The following is a 16,993-nucleotide window of genomic DNA, read 5'->3' as shown; positions in this document are numbered from 1 at the left end:
CGTCAGCGCGCTTCGGTCTTCCGCAGCAGCCATTCGCCGCGGCCGCCGGCGGGCACGGCCAGCAGCTGCGCGCGCAGCGCGTCGCGTTCCTGCGGCGGCGTGCGCTGCGACAGCAGGGCCAGCTGCGCCAGCTGCTGCGCATCGAGCTGGCGCAGCAGGGCGAGCATCGGTTCGCGCTGCGGTTCGGGCAGGTAACCGAGCAGGGGCTGCAGTTTCGGGTACAGCGCGCCCAGCTGCGGGCCCAGCCGCCAGCCGTCGCGGTGCAGGCGGTCCAGGCCGAGGAAGCGGTCGCGCAGGGCCGCGCGCTCGTCCGCCGGCAGGGCGGCCATGGCGCCCGCGGCCGCGCGCACGCGCTGGCGCTCGGATTCGGGCAAGGCGCGCCACGCCGCGTAGCGCGCGCGCAGTTCCTGTTGCCGCACCGGCCCCAGCGCCGACCAGCGCGCCTGCGGGTCCACCGCGATATCGGGCGCAGGCGTGGCGGGGACCCGCGAACGGGCGCCCGGCACCGCCAGCGCCGGCCCCGCGGCCAGCGCCGTCAGCAGCGCCAGCGCCGGCAACAGGCGTTCAATCTTCCGCATCGACCGTCTCCAGCGCGGTACCGACCGGTTCGGCGCGGCTCGGTTGCGCCTGCGATTCGTCCACCGGCACCGGGCCGCCGGCCGCGTGCCAGGCATAGAAATCGGCGTCCTCGGCCAAGGCCAGCTCCGGATCGGCCAGCATCGCCGCGTCCGCCGCGGCGCGGCTGCCGTCGGCCGGCGGTGCGGCGGGAAGATCACTGTCGGGCAAGGCCTCGATCTGCACCGGGCCGTTGTCCGACACCGTGCCCTCGGCCGCCGGTGCGGCCGTGCCGGGCAGGGCCAGTCCGTGTTCCCGCCACCACCAGAAGGCGACGGCTGCGAGCAGGAGCAGCGGCAGGCACAGCAGCAGCCAGGTCCGCCAGGTCCAGCGCGACCCCGCGCGGCGCGACGGCCGGGCGGCGCGGTCGCCGGCCCCGGCCCGCGGCGGCGCGGCCGCGGCCGGCCTGCTCACGGGCGTCGCGTCGGCCGCCATCGGCTGGCGCAGGTGTTCCAGCTGCTGCAGCCGGGCCGGCGGAAGATCGCGTACCTGCGCCTGCACCTGCTCGGCCAGCCCGCGCCAGGCCACCGCATCCGGGTAGCCCTGCGCGTCCAGCGGGCAGGCGCCGGTGAGGGCGCGCCGGTAGTCTTCCGGCGCCAGGCCCAGGACCGCCGACGCGGCGTCCTCGTCCAGTCCGGCGCCGATGCGCAGCAGCAGCGCCAGCCGCTCGGCCGGCGCAAGTCCCTGCAGGTGCGCCAGCGGCGGTGGCCAGCCGCCGCCCGTGGACGGGGCGCGCAGCGACGGACTGCCGCACAGCAGGCTCCAGAACCGTATCGGCCAATCCGCCATGGGCATGCCGGCCGCCGGCCCGGCGAAGGCCCGCATGGCCGCCGCCACGGTCCAGCCGGCGGCGTCCTCGTCGCCGCCCTGCAGCCCGGCGACGACCAGGGCGCGGCGTTCGACGCCTTTGAGGAAAGCGGACAGGGCACCGGCTGCAGCCGTGGCGGACGTGGCGGGTGCAGCCATCAGGTGGACTCCTTCATCGCCGGAATGATACCCAGCGCGCCCGCCGCTGCGGACAGCCCGCGCACCGGCCTGCACACCGTCTTCACGACCGCTGGAACGGCCCATGCCGCAACTTGTGCACAGCGTCAATAGCCCGGCCGCGATCCGCCGCGATTCCGCCGCCGCGGCCGTGTTTCGCTTTTGTTTCACGCACAAGCCATTGATTTTAAATGGATTGATCGTATGGCTATTTTTTGACCAAGTTGAGGGAAAGGCTTCAACCACCGCCCTGGACGCGTGGAGCACAACGCTGATGCACAGAGTTATCCACATGTTGTGTGGATAAACCCAAATCTCCAGTGGCGGCCTGTGTTTACGCGGTGTTTATGCTCCCGGCGGGAACAAGCGCACGCAAGTTGGCGGCCGTGGCGGGCGAGCGCGGAAGGTCGCTGGACCTGGCGGTGCGCCGGGGGTGTGCCGGGCAACGGCCGGCACCTACACTGCCGCCCATGCCCACCTGCCCCACCCTGCGCATCGCCCTGCCGGTTCCGTTGCCGCAGACCTTCGATTACCTGCCGCCGGCCGGCAGTCCCTCCCCGCTTGCCGGCGACGTCGGGCGCCGGGTCCGGGTTCCGTTCGGCAACCGCGAACTGGTCGGCGTGGTCGAGGGCATCGGCACCGTGGACGATGCGGCGGCGCTGCGGGAGGCCTTCGAATGGCTGGACGGCCCGCCGCTGCTGGGCGGGGAACTGCTCGCCTCGCTGCGCTGGCTGGCGCGCTATACCCACGCGCCACTGGGCGAAGTGGCCGCCACCGCGCTGCCGGCGCCGCTGCGGCGTGGCGAGCCCCTGCCCGACACCCATGGCTGGGGTTGGGAACTGACCGACGCCGGCCGCGACGGCCTGCCGCGCCTGCGCAACGGCACCCGGCCGCAGCGCCTGGCCGGACTGCTGGGCGACGGCCCGCTGGCCGAGGACACCCTCCAATCGCGCATGGACGGCTGGCGCGAAGCCAGCCGCGCCCTGCTCAAGCGCGGTTTCGCGCGGCGGGTGGCGATGCCGGCCGAGATGCCGGTCGCCCATCCGCTACCCGGCCCGGCGCCCAACGCGCAGCAGCAGGTGGCGATCGACGCGATCACCGCGGCCGACGGTTTCCACCCCTTCCTGCTGGACGGCGTCACCGGCAGCGGCAAGACCGAGGTCTACCTGCAGGCCATCGCCCGCTGCCTGGAACAGGGCCGGCAGGCGCTGGTGCTGGTGCCGGAGATCGGCCTGACCCCGCAGATGCTCGCCCGCTTCCGCGCCCGCCTGGGCATCGCGGTGCACGCGCTGCATTCGGGTCTGAACGACAACGAGCGCGCGCGGGTGTGGGCGGCGGCCTCGCGCGGGCAGGCACGGGTGATCGTCGGCACCCGCTCGGCGGTGTTCACGCCGCTGCCGCAGGCCGGGCTGCTGATCGTCGACGAGGAACACGACGGCAGCTACAAGCAGCAGGACGGCATCCGCTACCACGCCCGCGATTTCGCGCTGGTGCGCGGCAAGGCGCTGGACGTGCCGGTGGTGCTGGGCAGCGCCACGCCGTCGCTGGAATCGCTGCACAACGCGCGCGCCGGCCGCTACGCGCACCTGCGCCTGCAGCAGCGCGCCGGCGACGCGCGGCCGCCGGCGGTGCGGGTGTTCGACGTGCGCAAGCGGCCGCTGCAGGACGGCCTGTCGCCGGAAGTGCTGGCCGGCATCGAACAGCACCTGCGCGCCGGCAACCAGGTGCTGGTGTTCAAGAACCGCCGCGGCTACGCGCCGGTGCTGCTGTGCCACGACTGCGGCTGGACCGCGCCCTGCCGGCGCTGCAGCACGCCATTGCACACCACGCCGATGACCGTGCACGGCGCCGGGCGCCGCCTGCAGTGCCACCACTGCGGCGCGCGCGCGCCGGTGCCGCTGGCCTGCCCGGACTGCGGCAGCCTGGCGCTGCAGCCGCAGGGCATCGGCACCGAGCGGCTGGAGGAACGGCTGCTGCAGCTGTTTCCCGATGTCCCGGTGCTGCGCATCGACCGCGGCACCACCGCGCGCCGCGACGCGCTGGAGCAGACCCTGGCCTCACTGGGCGAACGGCCCGGCATCCTGGTCGGCACGCAGATCCTGGCCAAGGGCCACGACCTGCCGCGGCTGACCCTGGTGGTGGTGGTCGGCATCGACGAGGGCCTGTTCTCGGCCGATTTCCGCGCCAGCGAGAAGCTGGCCCAGCAGCTGATCCAGGTCGCCGGGCGCGCCGGCCGCGCCGACCGCCCCGGCGAGGTCTGGCTGCAGACGCACCATCCGGACAACGCGCTGCTGCACACGCTGGTCAACGGCGGCTACCACGCCTTCGCCGACGCCGAACTGGCGCAGCGCGAGGCCGCCGGCTTCCCGCCGTTCGCGCATCTGGCGCTGCTGCGCGCCGAGGCCCGGCAGGCGGAACAGGCCAACGAATTCCTGGGCGCGGCCCGGCACCTGATCCCCGCGGAAAGCGTTGTCGAACGCTATGGCCCGATGCCGGCGCCGATGCCGCGCCGCGCCGGTTTCCAGCGCACCCAGCTGCTGCTGTCGGCCACGCAGCGGCGCGCGCTGCACGGGCTGCTCGACGGGCTGATGCCCCAGGTCCATGCGCTGCCGCAGGCGCGGCGCGTGCGCTGGTCGCTGGACGTGGACCCGATGGACCTGTACTGACGGCGGTTCATCCGCCGCAGCGCGCTTGCCGTGCGTGGCTGCGCCGCTCAGGCATCGACCGCCACGCGCCGCGCGGCCGATCCGGCATCGACCGGCGGCGTCCACCCGTCCTCGCAGATCCAGGCCAGCAGCCGGCGGGTCTCGAGCTGGGTATCGACGCCGAGGTCGCTGTGCAGCGCCTGCTGGATGCGCGCGTATACCGCCACCGCCGCCGCGCGCATGCCGTGGCCCAGGTAGGCGCGCATCGCCCGGCGCGCGTGCGCCTCGTTCCAGGCATCGCGCTGCAGCAGCACGCGCGCCGCCTGCAGCGCGCCTTCCCACCTGCCGGCGGCCAGCAGCCCGTCGCAATGGCGTTCGGCGACGCCGACCAGCTCCGCCTCCAGGGTGAGGCGCACGCTTTCCAGCCACGAACGGAAATCGGCGCCGGCCACGTCTTCCATGCCGGCGAGGAAGGAGCACTGCCCATCCAGCACGGCCAGCGCCGCCCCGGGATCGCGCGGCAGGCGGTCGATGTCGAACAGCGTCCGCCCGGCGCGCCGCAGCTCCACGCCATCGCGCTTCACGCACAGCACGTCGGGCCCGAGCCGCTGCCGGCAGTAGCGGTTGAGGTTGCACAGCACCTGTCGCAGGTTGGTCAGCGCCTGCGCTTCGCCGAGCTGCGGCCAGAACAGCATCGCCAGCGCCAGGCGCGGATGGCGGCGTTCCGGCTCGGCGGCCAGGTAGCCCAGCAACGCCCAGCCCTTGCGGTAGATCAGCGGCGCCGGGATGCCCGCGCACGCGCCCATGAGCCGCACCGGCGCACGGCCGGCGGCCGCGTCGCCGCGGCCTTCCCCTGGTGGGTACATATCCCCTCCGCTCGCCCATCCCCTGACCGGAACCGGTGCCGCCGAAGGCGACGCGGCCCGCGCACGGCGCCTGCCGTGCATGGGCGGGGACCTTAGCCCGCCACGGCCGCGGCCACATCCACGAAATCAGGTAGCGGGTCCGGCCGGTGCTCAACCGGCCAGTGGAACGTCCAGCGCCACCCGCGTGCCGGGCGCGCCGTCGCGCGCGCGCACGTCCAGTTCCGCACCCAGCCGGTGCGCGCGCTGGCGCATGCTGGCCAGGCCGGCGCCGCCTACCGCCGCGGCCCCGGTGCCGGCGGCGGGAAGGCCCACGCCATCGTCCTCCACCTGCAGCCGGAGGCGGTCGCCGGAGCGGCGCACCCGGATGTCCACGCGCCGCGCGCGGCTGTGCTTGAACACGTTGGTCAGCGCCTCCTGCAGCAGGCGCAGCAGATCCAGGCTGCGGTTGGCGCCAAGCTCGACGCCGCGCGCATCGTCCAGGTGCCAGCGCGCATCGATGCCCGCCGCGTCGAGCAGCTGGCTGGCGCGGTGCCGCATCGGCACGATCAGCTCGGCCAGGTCCGCGTGCTCGTGCGCGGTGCTGTCGATCACCAGGCGCAGGTCGTCGCGCATCCCGCGCAGCAGCGCCACCATCTCCCGGTGCGGCATCTCCTGCGGCGCCTGTTCCATGCGCGCGATGGCGCCCACCAGCGTGCCGCCGAAACCGTCGTGCAGGTCGCGCACCAGCTGCAGCCGTTCGCCGGCGCGGCTGTGCGCAAGTTCCAGCGCATGCTGCTGCCGCAGGGTGGCGGCCAGCTGCGTGGTCGCCTGCTGCACCTCATGGCGGAGCTCGGCGTTGAAGCCTTCCACCCGCTGCATGGTCCTGGCGAAGCGGTAGGCCAGCACGAAGCCCATGCCCAGCACGATCAGCGGCGAGGTGATCGCCCCGAGGTAGCTGACTCCGCCATACCAGCCCATGTACACGCCGAGGTCGTGCAGCGACACCGCGACCGGGACGACGATGCACAGCGCGAGCACCTGGCAGTCGCGGCGGCCGCTGCGCAGCGCGTAACCCATGAATACGAACGACACCAGGTACAGGAAGGCGATGGTCGGCACCAGGTAGACATTGCGGTTGGGCCCCATCCACTGCGGCCACAGCAGCGCCAGCGCCATCACCGCCGTCGCCGCGCCCAGCAGCAGGCGCTCGAACCGCGGCCAGCGCCGCTCGCTGAAGCGCAGCAGGAACACCGCGTGCGTCGCGGCCGACATCGCGTAGCAGCCGCCTATGAAGGCCTGCCAGCCGTCGGTGGTGGCGAACGGCCACGGGCTGGTGGCGAAGAAATTGGTGTCGTACAGGCGCCCGAACACCGCGCTCAGGGCGTACCAGCCGTACATCGTCTCCGTGCGGCGCAGCAGCCAGAACAGGCCGATCACCGCCGCCAGCACGAAGCCGATGGCGCTGTCGAGCAGCTGCAGGTCATGGCGGATCAACATCTCCTGGCGGAAACGCCCCTGCAGGATCCGCGGATCGCCCACGTCCACCACGCCGAGCGAAGGCTGGTACGCCGCCAGCCCCGACACGCGCACCAGCAGTTCGTTTTCGCCCGTGCGCAGCAGCGGCGACTGCAGCAGGAAGTAGCGCGGCACCTGCCAGCGGCGCGACAGCGGCTCGACCAGCGACGCATCGCGGTCGATCAGGCTGCCGTTGAGATACACCGCCGCGGCCATGCAGGTGTAGTCCAGCAGCAGGCCGGTGGGCTGCGCGGCGTCGGCCTGCCGCCAGCGCAGCCGGTACCAGACCACGCCGTCGTGCGCCGGCCAGCGGGTCTGCCACTGGTCGGCCAGCGCCACCGGCTCCCAGCCGACGGCCGGTGGCTGCCACGCGTTCCAGTCGGCGCGCACCGCCTCGGCGCGGTCGATGCGCAGCACGCCATCGCCATGGGCGTGCGCCGGCATCGCCAATGCCAGCGCGAGCAGCAGCCAGCACCAGCGGATCACGGCAGCAGTCCGAGGCTGCGCGCCTCGAATACGGCGGCGGTGCGCGACCCCACTGCCAGCTTGCGGTAGATGTTGCGGGTATGGCTCTCGATGGTGAGCCGCGACAGGCCCAGCAGGTCCGCGATCTCGCGGTTGCCGTAGCCCTGCGCGACCAGGTTGAGGATGTCCAGTTCGCGCGCGGACAGTTGCACCGGCGGTGCCGGCGTGGGCACAGCGTCTTGGGGCAGCAGCGCCAGGATGCGCCGCGCGATCATCGGGTCGATCGGCGCGCCGCCGCGCTGCAGGCTGCGCAGCGCGACGACCAGTTCGACATCGTCGCGGTCCTTGAGCAGGTAGCCGACCGCGCCGGCGCGCAACGCCGAGAAGATCGCCTCCTCCTCGGCGAACGCGGACACCACCACCGCCTGCACCGCCGGCGCGTGCGCGCGCATCCAGTGGATCAGGTCGATACCGGTGCCGTCGGGCAGCTGCATGTCCACCAGCGCCAGGTCGAAAGGACGGGCCTGCAGCAGTCCGCGCGCGCCGGCCAGGTCGGCCGCGGCATGGACCTGCGCCTGAGGTGCGGGCGCCGCTTCGCGCAGGAGCCGCTCCAGCCTCGCGAGCGAAGCCTCCATGTCGTCGACGATCAGGATGGAAGACAGCTCCATCGGCACCCGCTCCCCAGCGTTCCCGTATGGAGACGCAGTCTAGCGCCTGGCCCGGAAATCTCTCACTCCCTCACTGCTGGCGCAGGGCCGGCCGCTGCCACGCACCTGCAGCGTGCCGACACATGGAACAGCGGCGCGGGCGGGCGGCAGCCGAGCGGCATGGCCGCTCAGCGACGGTCCGCCGCCGGCAGAGCGCGATAGAACCCGGCGATCCGTGGGATGAAGTCCTGCGGATCGGCGCCGACCAGGTTGGTCAGCACGACGATGGCCAGGCCTTCGTCCGCATAGATGCGCATCGCCGCGCGGGCGCCGCCCAGGCTGCTCACCTCGCGATGGGGCGATGCGCCGGCCACGGGCCAACCGGCCGCCCAGGCGCCGGCGGTGCCGTCGTTCAATCGTTCCGGCGTCCACATGCGCTCGCGCAGGTGCGACTGGACCAGCCGTCCCTGCCGCAGCGCGATCAGCCACCGCGCGAGTTCGTCGGCGGTGGTCTGGATGCCGCCGCCCGCCCACAGCCCGTGCGGCACGTCATGGAACCAGTGCGACAGCCGCGCGGGCGCATCCGGCGCCTCGCTCGGGCGCGGAAAAAAGCTGTACACGGTGGCCGCGCCGGGGACCAGGTCGTAGCTGTCGCCGAACCGCGACCGGCGCATGCCGGCCGGTGCGAATTGGTACCCGGCCACGTAGTCCGCGTACGGTATCGCGGCCTGCCGTTCGACGATCCGCGCCAGCAGGCCGTAGTTGGTCTGGTTGTAGGCGAAGCGCTCGCCTGGCGCCGCCTCCATCGGCATGCGCATCACGGTGCGCCAGGCCGCCTGTTCCGATCCGCCGCCAGCCAGGCCCTGCGCACCGACGATGTCCGGCAGACCGGAGACATGCGCGAGCAGCTGGCGCACGCGGATTGCGCGCCAGTCCGGCGGAAGATCCGGCAGATACGTCGAGATCGGCGCCTCCAGGTCGATGCGGCCGGCCTGGACCAGCTGCATCACCGCCACGCCGGTGAACGCCTTGGTCGCCGAGTTGATCGGGAACAGGGTCGTGCGCTCGACCGGCTGCCGGTTCTCGACGTTGGCCAGGCCGTGGCTTTCGGAAAGCAGCAGGCGGTCGCCCTGGACGACGGCGATCTGCAGGCCGGGAATGCCTTTTTCCTTCATCGTCGTGCGGATGAAGTCCCGGGTCGCGGCGTTGGCGTTCTCCAGCGGACCGGCGCTCGCCGGGAAAGCGACCAACAGCGCAAGCGACGCCAGGAGCAGGAACAGCCGGTGTGGTGTGGCGCGCATCGATCTTCCCCTGGGCAGTCGTCATGGCATGCGCGCCTGCTTGCGGAGGCGTGCGACTGGAAGTTGGATGCGGGGGAAGACCGCAGGGTTTAAACCGGCGCGCCTGCGGCCGGGCGGCGCGCAAAAACAAGAGCCTGCGTGCCACCGGCACGCAGGCCCTGGTCGCCCACGCCGACGGCATGGGCGGATGCGGAACGGACCGCGCGGCTTACCAGGTCCTGCGCAGCGGGTGCGCTTCGGTATTGAACACCACGCCGTCGAAGTCCAGGGCACTGGCCGGGGCGAACAGCAGGTAGTAGTACTTGAAGGTCTCGGCGAACAGGAAGCTCTCCATCGAGTCGTCCTTCTCCTTGCTGCGCACGTCCTTCAGCGCCGAGAAGCCGTGTTCGGTGCGGGTGTACTTCACGAAGTCGTCGAAGAACTCCTTGCCCATGCCGCGGTAGCGCGCATCGCCGGTGTAGTGGTGCAGGTAATAGGCCGATTCGACGATTTCCGGGCGCAGCGCGTAACCGGGCGAGCGCACTTCCATCGCCGCGTAGTCCAGCGATTCCGGTTCGATGCCGTGCAGGCGCCACATCTTCAGGTTGGATTCCTGCAGGCGTTTGGCGCGGTCCAGGTCGCCGCCCAGGGCGAGCAGGCCCGGCATGAACGCATCCAGCGCGCCGTAGGTAGTGGAGGTGCGCGCGCCGCTGTCCATGTCGGCGTGCCCGTACCACAGCTCGCCCTCCCGCACGTCGTCGGCCAGGTACTGGTTGAGCGGGCCGATGCTGTCCTCCCACATGCGCTTGCAGTCCTGGTCGCCGAACAGCTTCCAGCACTTGAGCAGGTACTCGTAGTACGAGTCGATGCCGCCGGCGATCGAGGCGTCCTTGTTGGTCCACTCGCCGGTTTCGACATCGATGTTCAGGCCGACCAGGCCGATCTTCGAGCGGCGCTTGTAGGTTTCCACCAGAGCGCGCTTGGCCTTGTCGTAGTACGCCTGCTTGCCGGTGAGCTTGGCGAGCGTGCCGAACTCCAGCAGCAGGGTGCCGGTCTCGGCCGGGTTGCTGATCTTGCCGCGGGTCTTGCCGGTGCGCAGGTTGACGTGGGTGTACGGCAGGCCGGTGGGGCTGTCGAACACCGGCGACAGGCGCGTGCCCAGGTCGTCGGCGAGCTTGAGCAGGCGCTCATCATTGGTCATCTGGTAGGCCGACAGCAGGCCGCCAAGCAGGCGGATGGTGACCTCGAAGTTCTGCACCTCGATGTCCTGGTCGAACGACAGCTGGCCGACGATCAGCTCGCGCGCTTCGTTTGCCTCCTTGTCCAGGCCGAGCAGCAGCAGCGTGTCCAGCGCATCGACCGGCGACATCAGCAGCGGCACCGGGTACCAGTCGCGCGGCTGGGCGCTGATCGGCTTCAGGTCGTCATGGCCCTTGGCGTACTGCATGTAGCCCTGCCATGCATGGCGGGTCGCTTCACGCACCTGCTCGGCCATGCGCGCGGCTTCGGCGTCGTCAACGGCCGGCACATCGGCGGGTGCGGCCGGGGTGGCGGGCGCCGCATCGGCGGGCGCGACGCTGGAAGCGGGCGTCGAAGGCGTGCAGGCGGACAGCGCCAGCAGCAGGGCGGCGGCCAGGGGGGCGTTGCGCAGGGCTCGGTTCATCATCGGGTCCTCGGGATGGAAGCGGGGTCTTGCGGTGGAACGGAAGCGGCGTGCCGCGTGTCGCCCAGCGTGCGCACGCGCAGCGCCGCGCGCAGGGCGTCCAGGCTGGTGCCGCCACGCACGCGCAGGTCGCGGGTTTCGCCGGGCAGCAGGTCGAAGGCGTTGTCGTCCACGCGGGCGCCGGTGTCGCCGAAATCGACCCACACCGCGCGCACCAGGCCATCGGCGTGCAGCCGCAGGCGGTAGCCGTCGCCATCGGCGCTCAGCTCGGCGCGCAGCTGGTTGGCGGCGAGCGCCTGTGCCCTGGCCGGTACGAAGTGCACCAGCCGCCGCGCGATCACATCGCCATCGCGCAGCAGCTCGAACGCCGCGACGCTGCGCGCCGGGTCGTGGCCCTTGAGCAGGTCGGCATCGACCAGCTGCGCCACGGCGGTCGCGGCCATCGGCGCCAGGGTGATGGTTTCCTGCTGGCGCGCGAACTCGCCGCCAGCCACGTCCATGACCCGCACGCGCCACTGCGCGGTGAGCGCGTCGCGGCCATCGTTGAGCAGGCTGAAGCGGGTGACGCCGTCCTCGTCGCGCAGCGCCGCCACCGCCACCTCGGCGAAGAAGCGGCGCGCGTGGTAGTGCAGCGCCTTCCAGTGGCCGAAGTAGTCCAGGCTCGACCACGACGCGCCCGGCCATACGTCGTTGAGCTGCCAGTACAGCGAGCCCATCGTGTACGGCCGCGAGGCGCGGTGGTGCAGCGCCGCCAGTTCGATGCCCTCGGCCTGCATCACCTGGCTGAGGTAGACGAAATCGGCGAACGAAGCCGGCGTGCCGTATTCGCGCTCGATGTAGTGCAGCAGGCGTTCGTTGCCCCTGCCTGCCATGAACTTCTGGTGGGCGCGGATCACCGCGCCGTCGATCTGCTGCTCGTCGCGGCGGGCGAAGGCGTCCAGCGTGGACAGCTGCGGCCACGCCTGCAGGCCGTACTCGGACATGAAGCGCGGCGTCTCGCGCAGGTAGGCGGTGGCCGGCAGCGCCGGGCCGCCCCACACGTCCCAGTAGTGCTTGTCGCCGCGCCTGGAATCGTTGGCCTTCTCGTCCAGGTCGTTGCTCGGCGAGCTGGACCAGTACGGCACGCCCAGCCCCTCCTCGGCCACCACCTGGCGCAGGTCGTTGCCGAACAGGTCCACGTAGCCCTGCCATACCTTCGCCGCGAACGCGGGGTCGGCCGCGGTCAGCTGCCGGCGGTGGCCCCAGTCCTTCCAGGCGGTTTCTTCCTCGTTGTTGCCGCACCACAGCACGATGCTGGGGTGGTGGCGCAGGCGCCGGATGTTGTCGCGCGCCTCGGCCACCACGTTGGCGCGGAACGCCGGGTCGTAGCCGGGCTGCATGCCGCCGCCGAACATGAAGTCCTGCCACACCAGCAGGCCGAGTTCGTCGGCGATGTCGAAGAAATCGTCGCTCTCGTAGTAACCGCCGCCCCAGTTGCGCAGCATGTTCATGTTGGCGTCGCGCGCGGCCTGCAGGTCGCGGCGCAGGCGCTCGCGGGTGACGCGCGCCGGGAACGATTCGAACGGGATGACGTTGGCGCCCTTGGCGAACACCGGCACGCCGTTGATGACGAAGGCGAAGCCCTGCCCGCCCTCGGCATCGGTTTCGCGCTGCAGCTGCACCGTGCGCAGGCCGGTGCGGCGCGCGGCCTCGCGCGACGGATCGCCGCCGCCGTCGATGCGCGCCTGCACGGTGTAGCGGTCCTGCGCGCCGTAGCCCACCGGCCACCAGCGCCGCGGCTGCGCTATCTCCAGCGGCAGTTGCAGCGTGTTCTCACCGGGTTGCAGGACGACGTCACGTTCGAGGCCGGCGACGAGGCGCCCGTCCGGGTCGAGCACGTCCACCGCCACGCTGGCCTTGCCCGCCGTGGCGCCCTGCTCCACCTGCAGCAGCACGCCAAGACGTGCGCGCTGGTCGTCCAGCGCATCGGTGCGCACGGCCAGGTCGGTGATGCGGCGCTGGTCCCAGCTGTCCAGGTGCACCTGCCGCCACACGCCGGCGGTGACGTAGCGCGGCCCCCAGTCCCAGCCGAAGTGGTAGGCCGGCTTGCGCGCGAAGTTGCCGACCATCGCGTCCTTCGGCTCGTCGCCATAGGGCGAGGGATAGTTGCCGGCGATCTTGTGCGGCATCGCCTGCACCTGCGGCAGCAGGGTGCGGATCGGCGAGCGGAACACGACACGCAGTTCGTTGCCCTTCGCGCGCAGGCGGCCGTCGGCGCGGGCGCGCCAGGTGCGGTGCGCGTTGTCGGCCTTCAGCAGCGGCTGGCCGTTGAGGCTGACCTCGGCGAAGGTGTCCAGGCCGTCGAAGCGCAGTTCGGCATGGCGGCGCGCCAGCGTGGCCGCATCGACGTCGAAACGCGCGCGGTATTCCCAGTCGGCCAGGCCGATCCACTGCAGCCCGGCCTCGGCGGCGCCCACGTACGGATCGCCGATGACGCCGGCCTGCCGCAGGTCGTCATGCACGCTGCCCGGCACCTGCGCCGGGCGCCAGGCGTCCAGCCCGGGATGCGCCTGCAGCTGCGCATCGCCCGGCAGCAGGCGGAACTCCCACTGCGCCTGCAGCGGCGCCGCCGCCGTGATGCCGGCGAAGGCGCACAGCAGGCACGGCAGCAGCACGCGCCAGATCCCCGCCACCCGGGTTTGCATCGATCCAAAACCGACCGTCATCCGCTGCATGTCTCCTCCCGTCGCCGTCGTTGCCGATATCGCCGGGCCTCAGCCCGGCGTGCCCCCGCGCACCACGTTCAATACTTCGTGGCAGGCGCCCATGGTGTGGTAGTCGGTCTTGCCGGCCGGGCTCTTTTCGTCGTCGTACTTGCGGTTGTCGGCATCCAGGATGCGGAACCACGCGCCGTAGGTGTGGTCGACGAGGTGTTCCCACGAATACGCCCACAGCTTCTCGTACCACTGCCAGTACGCCTCGTCGCCCGTACGCTGGGCGAGCAGCGCGGCGGCGGCCAGGGATTCGGCCTGCACCCAGAAGTACTTGTCGTCATCACAGACGAAGCTGTCGCCACCGATGGCCGCGCCGTCCATGCCCGGCTGCCGGCGCGTTTCCGGCGCGAAGCCGTAATACAGGCCGCCACGCGCCGCGTCCCACGAGCGCGCGACGGCGCTGTCGAACAGGTGGCGTGCGGTCGGCACCAGCCAGTCGGCCTCGACGTGGCGGTCCAGGATCATCAGCAGCTTGGCCCACTCGGTCTGGTGGCCGGGCTGGAAACCCCAGGGACGGAACAGGTGTTTGGGGTTGTCGAGGTTGTAGTTCCAGTCGATGTTCCAGTCGACGTCGTAGTGTTCCCACACCAGCCCGCCAGCCTTGGCCGCCTGGCGGCGGGTCATGTTGTCGGCCAGCTGCAGCGCGCGCTCAACATAACGGCGCTCGCCGCTGGCCTCGAACGCGGCCAGCATCGCCTCGCACATGTGCATGTTGGCGTTCTGGCCGCGGTAGCCGGTGAAGTTCCACTGCGCGTCGGCCTCGTCGCGATACAGGCCGTGCTGCGGCTCCCAGAAGTGCTTTTCCAGCAGCTGCCAGGTTTCGTCCATCCACTGCCGGCCCTGCTCGATGCCGGCCTTGAGCGCGCAGCTGTAGGCCAGCAGCACGAAGGCCACGCCGTAGCAGTGGTTCATGTCGTCCTCGACCTTGCCCTCGCGCAGGGTCCAGGCGTAGCCGCCGGTGGCCGGATTGCGGTGCACGCTGCGCAGGTAGTCCACGCCGTGCTTGACCGCCTCCAGGTACTCGGCGTTGCCGAACTCGCGGTAGGCCATGGCGTAGTTGAAGACGAAGCGCGTACTGCTGACCAGGTGGCGGTGGCCGGCGTCGTAAACCGTGCCGTCGTCCTTGTAGTAGTGGAAGAAGCCGCCGGCCGGGTCGATGCAGCGCGGGTGGTAGAAGGCCATGGTGTCGGCGATGTGCGCGCGCAGGAAGGCCGGGGAACGGAAATCGGGAGCGGTGGTGTTCATGCGATGGCGTCCTGTTGCTGCAGCAGCTGCTGCACTTCTTCGAGTTCGGGCATGGCGGCGAACGCGCCCTTGCGGGTGACCGCCAGCGCGCCGACGGCCGCGGCGAAACGCAGGGTGGCGGTGATCGCGTCGTGGTCGTGGCAGAACGCATCGAACGCCGCGCCGGTGCCGCCGCGTTCGGCCAAGCCGTAGAGCACGCCGCCGACGAAGGCATCGCCGGCCGCGGTGGTGTCGACGGTCGGCACGCGGAAGCTGGGCACTTCGCCCTGGGCGTCGCGGGTCAGCCAGCGCAGCGGCGCGGCGCCGTTGGTGACGATCACCCAGCGCGTCCGCGCGCCGAGCAGGCGCCGCAGTACCCGTGCCTCGCCTTCGTCGCCGAGCGGCGCGGCCAGGTAGTCCAGTTCCTCGCGCGACAGCTTGACCAGGTCGGCGCGCTCCAGCGCCTGCCACAGCCACGGCGTCGGATCGACGTCCTGCGGCCACAGCGCCGGGCGCAGGTTGAGGTCGAGGCTGACCACCGCGCCGGCGGCGCGCGCGCGGTCCATGCCGGCGAAGGTCGCCGCGGCGATGGCCGGCTCGGTCAGGCTGTTGGAACAGACGTGGAAGCAACCGGTGCCGTCGAAGCAGGCCGGGTGGAAGTGCTCGGCGCGGAACAGCAGGTCGGCGGCCGGAGGGCGGTAGAAGCTGAAACTGCGCTCGCCGCCGGCGTCCAGCGCGACGAAGGCCAGCGCGGTCTTGGCCGCGTCGGTGCGCACGATGCAGTCGGTGAGCACGCCGGCCTCGGCCAGGCTGTCGGCAAGGAAGTCGCCGAACATGTCGCGGCCGAGCATGCCGGCGAAATGGCTGCGCGCGCCCAGCCGCGCCGCCGCCACCGCGACATTGGCCGGCGCCCCGCCGGCGTATTGCAGGAAAGCGCGCGGCGTTTCCGGCGTGGCCGGCGGCTGCGCCAGTAGATCAATCAAAATTTCACCGAAACAAACGATCTTGCCCATCTGGCCTCAGCCTCCCCGGCCGCTGGCGGTACCGGGGCGTGCGCCCACCAGCCCGTAGAAAATGATGTAGCCGTAGCACAGCAACGGCAGGATGAAGGAGTGTTGCAGACCGATGCGGTCGGCCAGCAAGCCCTGCAGGAACGGTACTACTGCGCCACCGACGATGGCCATGATCAGCAGGCTCGATGCCTTACTGGTCAGCGGTCCCAGGCGTTCGATGCTCAGCGCGAAGATGGTCGGGAACATGATCGAGTTGAACAGTCCGATCGCGATCAGGCTGTACACCGCCAGCATGCCGGTGCTGCTCATGGTGGTGGCCAGTAGCGCGATGTTCACTGCGGCGAACGCGGCCAGCGACTTGCGCGGCGACAGGATGACCATCATCGCCGAGCCTGCAAAACGGCCGACCATCGCCAGGAACCAGTAAGCCATCAGGTAGCGCGATGCCTGCGCCTCGGTAATGCCACCGATCTCCGGCAGCGAGAAGTAGTTGACCATCAGACTGCCGATCGTCACTTCCGCGCCCACATAGAAGAAGATGCCCAGCACGCCAAACACCAAGTGGGGGTGACGCAGCACGTCGGCCCAGCGGTGAGCGCGGGTATCGGACTGTTCGGTGGTTTCGATCAGCGCCGGCAGACGGAACAGGAACACGAACAGGGCCAGCACGAACAGGAAGATGCCCAGGCCCAAGTATGGGCCTTGTACCGCCTGCGCCTCAGAGACGAAGTACGCGGCCCGTTCCAGTTCGGGCATCGCCGCAATCTGCTCGCTGCTCCTGACCGTACTGGACAGGATCAGTACGCCGCCGAAATACGGCGCCAGCGTGGTGCCCAGCGAGTTGAGCGCCTGTGCCAGGGTCAGCCGGCTGGAACTGGTACGCTCGGGTCCGAGCAGCGCAACGTAGGGATTCGCCGCCACCTGCAGTACGGTGATCCCGGTGGCAAGCACGAACAGCGTGGTCAGGAATGCGCCATAGATGCGCAGCTCCGCTGCCGGCCAGAAACCGAGCGCACCAATGCCGGCAACCATCAGACCGATGACAATTCCCTTCTTGTAGCCAACGTGCGCCACCAGCCACCCGGCCGGCAGCGACATCAGGAAGTAGGCACCGAAGAAGGTGAACTGCACCAGCATCGCCTGCGCGAAGTTCAACTGGAACACACTCTTCAAATGCGGGATCAGGATGTCGTTCAGGCAGGTCAGGAAGCCCCACATGAAGAAGATCGTGGTGACCACTGCCAGGGCCGCACGGGGGTTGACCACCGGGGCAGATGCAGCGGTCGTTTTCAGCGGTGTGGAAGGTATCGCCATTGGCGGTGCGCCTCGGTGCGGTGGATTCGG

At 71.0% G+C, this 16,993-nt stretch carries 13 protein-coding genes; 2 read left to right on the top strand and 11 right to left on the bottom strand.

Going from position 1 to position 16,993, the window contains the following annotated elements; all coding sequences use genetic code 11:
- Positions 1-2 precede the first annotated feature (2 nt).
- Both ABTV91_RS04400 and ABTV91_RS04395 read right to left on the bottom strand, forming a co-directional pair.
- Positions 3-578, bottom strand: a complete 576-nt coding sequence (locus tag ABTV91_RS04400; protein WP_433853408.1) for a DUF3106 domain-containing protein — start codon at positions 576-578, stop codon at positions 3-5.
- Positions 565-1,581, bottom strand: a complete 1,017-nt coding sequence (locus ABTV91_RS04395; RefSeq protein WP_433853407.1) for a hypothetical protein — start codon at positions 1,579-1,581, stop codon at positions 565-567. Before ABTV91_RS04395 ends, ABTV91_RS04400 begins: the two co-directional genes overlap by 14 nt.
- Before the next feature lie 103 nt (positions 1,582-1,684).
- Between ABTV91_RS04395 and ABTV91_RS04390 the strand changes: the two genes are divergently transcribed.
- Positions 1,685-1,906 (top strand): hypothetical protein, encoded by a 222-nt coding sequence (locus ABTV91_RS04390; RefSeq protein WP_433853406.1) that lies wholly within the window; start codon positions 1,685-1,687, stop codon positions 1,904-1,906.
- 163 nt (positions 1,907-2,069) lie between these two features.
- Positions 2,070-4,265 carry a primosomal protein N' gene (locus ABTV91_RS04385; RefSeq protein WP_433853405.1) on the top strand — a complete coding sequence of 732 codons (2,196 nt, stop codon included), beginning with the start codon at positions 2,070-2,072 and terminating at the stop codon, positions 4,263-4,265.
- Between the two features lie 47 nt (positions 4,266-4,312).
- Here ABTV91_RS04385 and ABTV91_RS04380 read toward each other — a convergent pair whose 3' ends face one another.
- The 9 genes from ABTV91_RS04380 to ABTV91_RS04340 all read right to left on the bottom strand — a co-directional run bounded on the left by ABTV91_RS04380 (position 4,313) and on the right by ABTV91_RS04340 (position 16,963).
- Positions 4,313-5,050: an AfsR/SARP family transcriptional regulator gene (locus ABTV91_RS04380; RefSeq protein WP_433853404.1), complete on the bottom strand. Its 738-nt coding sequence runs from the start codon at positions 5,048-5,050 to the stop codon at positions 4,313-4,315.
- A 210-nt stretch (positions 5,051-5,260) separates the two neighbouring features.
- Entirely contained in the window at positions 5,261-7,090 is a 1,830-nt protein-coding gene (locus ABTV91_RS04375) for an ATP-binding protein (RefSeq protein WP_433853403.1), read from the bottom strand.
- Positions 7,087-7,737 (bottom strand): response regulator, encoded by a 651-nt coding sequence (locus ABTV91_RS04370; protein ID WP_433853402.1) that lies wholly within the window; start codon positions 7,735-7,737, stop codon positions 7,087-7,089. The genes ABTV91_RS04375 and ABTV91_RS04370 overlap by 4 nt, the downstream gene beginning before the upstream one ends.
- A gap of 167 nt (positions 7,738-7,904) precedes the next feature.
- The gene (locus tag ABTV91_RS04365) at positions 7,905-9,017 is read right to left on the bottom strand and encodes a serine hydrolase domain-containing protein (protein ID WP_433853401.1); all 1,113 of its coding nucleotides are present in this window, start codon (positions 9,015-9,017) and stop codon (positions 7,905-7,907) included.
- A gap of 208 nt (positions 9,018-9,225) precedes the next feature.
- Positions 9,226-10,659 carry a glycoside hydrolase family 47 protein gene (locus ABTV91_RS04360; RefSeq protein ID WP_433853400.1) on the bottom strand — a complete coding sequence of 478 codons (1,434 nt, stop codon included), beginning with the start codon at positions 10,657-10,659 and terminating at the stop codon, positions 9,226-9,228.
- Positions 10,659-13,331, bottom strand: coding sequence for a beta-mannosidase (locus ABTV91_RS04355; protein WP_433853399.1), 2,673 nt, complete (start codon positions 13,329-13,331; stop codon positions 10,659-10,661). The genes ABTV91_RS04360 and ABTV91_RS04355 overlap by 1 nt, the downstream gene beginning before the upstream one ends.
- 81 nt (positions 13,332-13,412) lie before the next feature.
- Complete coding sequence (locus tag ABTV91_RS04350; RefSeq protein WP_433853398.1) at positions 13,413-14,657, bottom strand: AGE family epimerase/isomerase; 1,245 nt, start codon at positions 14,655-14,657, stop codon at positions 13,413-13,415.
- Complete coding sequence (locus tag ABTV91_RS04345) at positions 14,654-15,649, bottom strand: carbohydrate kinase family protein (protein WP_433853397.1); 996 nt, start codon at positions 15,647-15,649, stop codon at positions 14,654-14,656. The genes ABTV91_RS04350 and ABTV91_RS04345 overlap by 4 nt, the downstream gene beginning before the upstream one ends.
- A 6-nt stretch (positions 15,650-15,655) precedes the next feature.
- A complete protein-coding gene (locus ABTV91_RS04340; protein ID WP_433853396.1) occupies positions 15,656-16,963 on the bottom strand; it encodes a sugar MFS transporter in 1,308 nt (435 codons plus the stop codon).
- Positions 16,964-16,993: the final 30 nt, after the last annotated feature.

Source organism: Stenotrophomonas nitritireducens (genome assembly GCF_050984405.1).
In the GTDB taxonomy this organism is placed as follows: Bacteria; Pseudomonadota; Gammaproteobacteria; order Xanthomonadales; family Xanthomonadaceae; genus Stenotrophomonas; species Stenotrophomonas nitritireducens_B.
This window is presented reverse-complemented; position numbering and strand designations above follow the sequence as displayed.